2 rRNA genes are annotated in these 5243 nt (G+C 56.0%); both read left to right on the top strand.

The window, feature by feature from the left end:
- Nucleotides 1–91: 91 nt before the first annotated feature.
- Nucleotides 92–1625 (top strand): 16S ribosomal RNA (locus P5G52_RS18225).
- Nucleotides 1626–2197: 572 nt separating this feature from the next.
- Nucleotides 2198–5243 (top strand): 23S ribosomal RNA (locus P5G52_RS18220); the annotation flags it as partial.

Genomic DNA, 5243 nt, shown 5'->3' with positions numbered 1-5243 from the left:
TCGTGTGGTGGCTGGTTTTTTTGGCTGGTTTCGAATTTTGTGCAGGGGTGTCGCCCGTTTTCCCGGGTGGTGTCCTTGTGTCTGTAATGCATTTACGGAGAGTTTGATCCTGGCTCAGGATGAACGCTGGCGGCGTGCTTAACACATGCAAGTCGAACGATGAACCTCACTTGTGGGGGGATTAGTGGCGAACGGGTGAGTAACACGTGAGTAACCTGCCCTTGACTCTGGGATAAGCCTGGGAAACCGGGTCTAATACTGGATACGACCTTCTGGCGCATGCCATGTTGGTGGAAAGCTTTTGTGGTTTTGGATGGACTCGCGGCCTATCAGCTTGTTGGTGGGGTAATGGCCTACCAAGGCGACGACGGGTAGCCGGCCTGAGAGGGTGACCGGCCACACTGGGACTGAGACACGGCCCAGACTCCTACGGGAGGCAGCAGTGGGGAATATTGCACAATGGGCGCAAGCCTGATGCAGCGACGCCGCGTGAGGGATGAAGGCCTTCGGGTTGTAAACCTCTTTCAGTAGGGAAGAAGCCGGCCTTTTGGGTTGGTGACGGTACCTGCAGAAGAAGCGCCGGCTAACTACGTGCCAGCAGCCGCGGTAATACGTAGGGCGCAAGCGTTATCCGGAATTATTGGGCGTAAAGAGCTCGTAGGCGGTTTGTCGCGTCTGCCGTGAAAGTCCGGGGCTTAACCCCGGATCTGCGGTGGGTACGGGCAGACTAGAGTGCAGTAGGGGAGACTGGAATTCCTGGTGTAGCGGTGAAATGCGCAGATATCAGGAGGAACACCGATGGCGAAGGCAGGTCTCTGGGCTGTAACTGACGCTGAGGAGCGAAAGCATGGGGAGCGAACAGGATTAGATACCCTGGTAGTCCATGCCGTAAACGTTGGGCACTAGGTGTGGGGGACATTCCACGTTTTCCGCGCCGTAGCTAACGCATTAAGTGCCCCGCCTGGGGAGTACGGCCGCAAGGCTAAAACTCAAAGGAATTGACGGGGGCCCGCACAAGCGGCGGAGCATGCGGATTAATTCGATGCAACGCGAAGAACCTTACCAAGGCTTGACATGAACCGGAATGATGCAGAGATGTGTCAGCCACTTGTGGCCGGTTTACAGGTGGTGCATGGTTGTCGTCAGCTCGTGTCGTGAGATGTTGGGTTAAGTCCCGCAACGAGCGCAACCCTCGTTCCATGTTGCCAGCGGGTTATGCCGGGGACTCATGGGAGACTGCCGGGGTCAACTCGGAGGAAGGTGGGGACGACGTCAAATCATCATGCCCCTTATGTCTTGGGCTTCACGCATGCTACAATGGCCGGTACAAAGGGTTGCGATACTGTGAGGTGGAGCTAATCCCAAAAAGCCGGTCTCAGTTCGGATTGAGGTCTGCAACTCGACCTCATGAAGTTGGAGTCGCTAGTAATCGCAGATCAGCAACGCTGCGGTGAATACGTTCCCGGGCCTTGTACACACCGCCCGTCAAGTCACGAAAGTTGGTAACACCCGAAGCCGGTGGCCTAACCCCTTGTGGGAGGGAGCCGTCGAAGGTGGGACCGGCGATTGGGACTAAGTCGTAACAAGGTAGCCGTACCGGAAGGTGCGGCTGGATCACCTCCTTTCTAAGGAGCGCCTCAGGTTCATTGCGTCCATCCCGAGTGGTGGGTGTGTGGCCTGCAGGAGTCAGCCCATAGCGCGGGCGTTTGTTCCGCGGTGGGTGCTCATGGGTGGAATATCAACGAATAGGTCCCTGTCGGCCCCTGGTGGTCTGTGAGTACGTCTCACCTCTGATCGTGTCCTTTCCCTTCCTTCTGGTCGGGTGGGGTGTGTGGGGGGTGGTTCTGGAAAGCGGGTTGCCGGTCCGGGTTGGTGGGGGGTGTTTGGCACACTGTTGGGTCCTGAGATAACAGGGCCCTGTTCTGCGTGGTCTTCTGCGTCGTGGTGTCCGGTCCTTTGTGGCTGGGTGGTGCGGTGGGGGTGTCCGGTGGGGTGGGGTGCGTGTTGTTTCTGGTTTTCCCGCGCAGGCTGGTCGCCTTGTTCCCCGTGAGGGGGGTGGCGTCCGGGTGTGATGGGGTTGTTGGTTGAGAACTGCATAGTGGACGCGAGCATCTTAAAAAGAAGCAATTTCTAAGATAAATCTGGTTTCGGACGTGAGTCCGTGCCTGGTTTTCTCGATATGTTTTTTGATCTTTGTGGTCAAGTTTTTAAGGGCACACGGTGGATGCCTTGGCATCAGGAGCCGATGAAGGACGTGGGAATCTGCGATAAGCCTGGGGGAGTTGATAACCGAACTTTGATCCCAGGATGTCCGAATGGGGAAACCCCGCCCGGCGCGCGAGTGACCGGGTGACCCGTATCTGAACACATAGGGTACGTGGAGGGAACGTGGGGAAGTGAAACATCTCAGTACCCACAGGAAGAGAAAACAATAGTGATTCCGTCAGTAGTGGCGAGCGAACGCGGATCAGGCTAAACCAGTGGTGTGTGATAGCCGGCGGGCGTTGCATCACTGGGGTTGTGGGACTTTCCGTTCCAGTTCTGCCGGACTGGTGAAATGTGTGCGTGCGTATAGGTGAACGGGTTTGAAAGCCCGGCCGGAGAGGGTGTTAGTCCCGTAACCGTAATGCGTGACGCCGTTTGGAGAGGATCCCAAGTAGCACGGGGCCCGAGAAATCCCGTGCGAATCTGCCAGGACCACCTGGTAAGCCTAAATACTCCCTGATGACCGATAGCGGACCAGTACCGTGAGGGAAAGGTGAAAAGTACCCCGGGAGGGGAGTGAAATAGTACCTGAAACCGTGTGCCTACAAACCGTCGGAGCAGACTTGTTTCTGTGACGGCGTGCCTTTTGAAGAATGAGCCTGCGAGTTAGTGTTACGTCGCGAGGTTAACCCGTGTGGGGAAGCCGTAGCGAAAGCGAGTCTGAATAGGGCGACCTGAGTGGCGTGATCTAGACCCGAAGCGAAGTGATCTACCCATGGCCAGGTTGAAGCGACGGTAAGACGTCGTGGAGGACCGAACCCACTTCAGTTGAAAATGGAGGGGATGAGCTGTGGGTAGGGGTGAAAGGCCAATCAAACTTCGTGATAGCTGGTTCTCCCCGAAATGCATTTAGGTGCAGCGTTGCGTGTTTCTTACCGGAGGTAGAGCTACTGGATGGCTAATGGGCCCTACAAGGTTACTGACGTCAGCCAAACTCCGAATGCCGGTAAGTGAGAGCGCAGCAGTGAGACTGTGGGGGATAAGCTTCATAGTCGAGAGGGAAACAGCCCAGACCACCAACTAAGGCCCCTAAGCGTGTGCTAAGTGGGAAAGGATGTGGAGTTGCCCAGACAACCAGGAGGTTGGCTTAGAAGCAGCCACCCTTGAAAGAGTGCGTAATAGCTCACTGGTCAAGTGATTCCGCGCCGACAATGTAGCGGGGCTCAAGTACACCGCCGAAGTTGTGGCATTCACATATTTACCCAAGCCGGAGACTTGTTCTCCTGGTTCAAGGGTGTGGATGGGTAGGGGAGCGTCGTGTGGGCAGTGAAGTCGCGGTGTAAACCAGCGGTGGAGCCTACACGAGTGAGAATGCAGGCATGAGTAGCGAAAGACGGGTGAGAAACCCGTCCGCCGAATGATCAAGGGTTCCAGGGTCAAGCTAATCTGCCCTGGGTAAGTCGGGACCTAAGGCGAGGCCGACAGGCGTAGTCGATGGACAACGGGTTGATATTCCCGTACCGGCGAAGAACCGCCAATACTGATCGAGGGATACTAACCGCCAGAAGCATGACCGCCCACCCTTGTGGTGACGTGGTTTTTTGTGGATCGCGGGACCTGATCTCGGGAGGTAAGCGTATTAACAGGTGTGACGCAGGAAGGTAGCCAAGCCGGGCGATGGTTGTCCCGGTCTAAGGATGTAGGGCAGGACGTAGGCAAATCCGCGTCCTTGTGTTCGATCACAAGCCTGAGATCTGATGGGACCCCCGCAGGGGGGAATTTGGTGATCCTATGCTGCCGAGAAAAGCATCGGCGCGAGGTTCCAGCCGCCCGTACCCCAAACCGACACAGGTGATCAGGTAGAGAATACTAAGGCGATCGAGAGAATTATGGTTAAGGAACTCGGCAAAATGCCCCCGTAACTTCGGGAGAAGGGGGGCCCCAACCGTGATGGTGACTAGCTCACCGGAGCGGATCAGGGCCGCAGAGACCAGGGGGAAGCGACTGTTTACTAAAAACACAGGTCCGTGCGAAGTCGCAAGACGATGTATACGGACTGACTCCTGCCCGGTGCTGGAAGGTTAAGAGGACCGGTTAGTTTCACGCTTGCGTGGGACGAAGCTGGGAATTTAAGCCCCAGTAAACGGCGGTGGTAACTATAACCATCCTAAGGTAGCGAAATTCCTTGTCGGGTAAGTTCCGACCTGCACGAATGGAGTAACGACTTCCCCGCTGTCTCAACCATAAACTCGGCGAAATTGCAGTACGAGTAAAGATGCTCGTTACGCGCAGCAGGACGGAAAGACCCCGAGACCTTCACTATAGTTTGGTATTGGTGTTCGGTGTGGCTTGTGTAGGATAGGTGGGAGACTGTGAAGCGTGGACGCCAGTTCACGTGGAGTCATCGTTGAAATACCACTCTGGTCACTCTGGATATCTAACTTCGGCCCGTAATCCGGGTCAGGGACAGTGCCTGATGGGTAGTTTAACTGGGGCGGTTGCCTCCTAAAAAGTAACGGAGGCGCCCAAAGGTTCCCTCAGCCTGGTTGGCAATCAGGTGGCGAGTGTAAGTGCACAAGGGAGCTTGACTGTGAGAGAGACATCTCAAGCAGGGACGAAAGTCGGGACTAGTGATCCGGCGGCACATTGTGGAATGGCCGTCGCTCAACGGATAAAAGGTACCTCGGGGATAACAGGCTGATCTTGCCCAAGAGTCCATATCGACGGCATGGTTTGGCACCTCGATGTCGGCTCGTCGCATCCTGGGGCTGGAGTAGGTCCCAAGGGTTGGGCTGTTCGCCCATTAAAGCGGTACGCGAGCTGGGTTTAGAACGTCGTGAGACAGTTCGGTCCCTATCCGCTGCGCGCGCAGGAAATTTGAGAAGGGCTGTCCTTAGTACGAGAGGACCGGGACGGACGAACCTCTGGTGTGTCAGTTGTACTGCCAAGTGCACCGCTGATTAGCTACGTTCGGATGGGATAACCGCTGAAAGCATCTAAGCGGGAAGCCTGCTTCAAGATGAGATTTCCATACACCT

This window comes from Arthrobacter burdickii (genome assembly GCF_030433645.1).
Classification (GTDB): Bacteria; Actinomycetota; Actinomycetes; order Actinomycetales; family Micrococcaceae; genus Arthrobacter_D; species Arthrobacter_D burdickii.
The sequence above is the reverse complement of the archived record's forward strand: the minus strand, read 5'-3'. Positions and strand labels throughout refer to the sequence as shown.